This window comes from Acidovorax sp. KPB24-07 (assembly GCF_057543315.1).
On record NZ_BAAJYS010000596.1, the window covers coordinates 1 to 1,567 of the forward strand.

Genomic DNA, 1,567 nt, shown 5'->3' on the forward strand with positions numbered 1-1,567 from the left:
CCCCGCCCCCAGCCCGGCGCCCTCGGGCGGCGGCACGGGGGCCGTGAACGCCCCGGCCACCGACGAGGAGGCCGCGCGGTTTCTGCTGCAGGCGCAGTTCTCGGCCACCGACGAATCCATCGCCGAGGTGCGCGGCCAGGGCTACGCCGCCTGGCTGGCCAACCAGTTCGCCCAGCCCATCGGCACGACGGGCACCGACTGGCTCACCCAGCGCGGCTACGGCGTGGCCAATGCCGACACGCGCTTCTACAACGCGGCCTACCCGGCCGACTTCATGCTGTGGAACCAGCTGTTCACCGCGGGCGACGCGGTGCGCAAGCGCGTGGCGCTGGCCCTGTCGGAGATCATGGTGGTCTCGGTCAACGGCCTGGACCAGACCTGGAACGCCTTCCTGGCCGCCGGCTACTGGGACGTGCTGAACACGCACGCGCTCGGCAACTTCCGCGCGCTGCTGGAGGCCGTGACGCTGAACCCGGCCATGGGCGTGTACCTGAACACGCGCGGCAACCAGAAGGAAGACGCCCGCACCGGCCGCCAGCCCGACGAGAACTACGCCCGCGAAGTGATGCAGCTGTTCACGCTGGGCCTGTACCAGCTCAACGCCGACGGCACCGAGCAGCGCGACGGCAGCGGCAACCGGCTGGAGACCTACACCGCCGCCGACGTGAGCAACCTGGCGCGCGTGTTCACCGGCTACGACTACGACCGCAGCCAGAACCAGCCCACCACCGTGGGCACCAGCACCGTGCCCAGCCCGCAGCAGGCCCGGCTGCCGATGGTGCTGACCGCCAGCCGGCATTCCACGCTGGCCGCCACGTTCCTGGGCACCACCGTCGGGGCCGGCACGCCCGGCGAGGCGGCGCTCAAGACGGCGCTGGACACCCTCTTCAACCACCCCAACGTCGGCCCCTTCATCGGCCGCCAGCTCATCCAGCGCCTGGTGACCAGCAACCCCAGCCCCGCCTACGTGGCGCGCGTGGCGGCGGCGTTCGCCAACAACGGCAGCGGCACCCGGGGCGACCTGCGCGCGGTGGTGGCCGCCGTGCTGCTCGACACCGAAGCACGCAGCGCCACGGGGCTGGCGAACCCTCAGTTCGGCCGCCTGCGCGAGCCCATGGTGCGCTTCGTGCAATGGGGCCGCACCTTCGGGCTGCGCTCCGCGCAGGGCAGCTGGAAGATCGGCGACCTGAGCGACCCCGCCACGCGCCTGGGGCAAAGCCCGATGCGCGCGGGGTCGGTGTTCAACTTCTTTCGCCCCGGCTACGTGCCGCCGGCCACCGCCATGGCCGCCAACGGCCAGGTCGCGCCGGAGTTCCAGATCGTCAACGAAACCAGCGTGAGCGGCTACCTGAACTTCATGCAGAACGCCATCCGCAACGGCATCTTCGTGAACGCGCCCGACCTGCCGCAAAACGCCAGCAACGCGAGCAACGGCTTCGACATCGCCTGCACCTACGCCAACCTGCTGCCGCTGGTGGCCGACGCCACGGCCCTGGTGCGCAAGGCAGCGCTGCTGCTGTCGGCGGGCCAGGTGTCCGCCGCCACGCAGGGCCGCATCGTGGCCGCG

Annotated in this window: 1 protein-coding gene; it reads left to right on the plus strand. The window is 71.6% G+C overall.

Annotated features, from left to right (window positions below):
• Nucleotides 1-1,567, plus strand: a 1,567-nt coding sequence (locus tag AC27IQ_RS24210) for a DUF1800 domain-containing protein (protein WP_487091087.1), incomplete at both ends; no start/stop codon positions are given.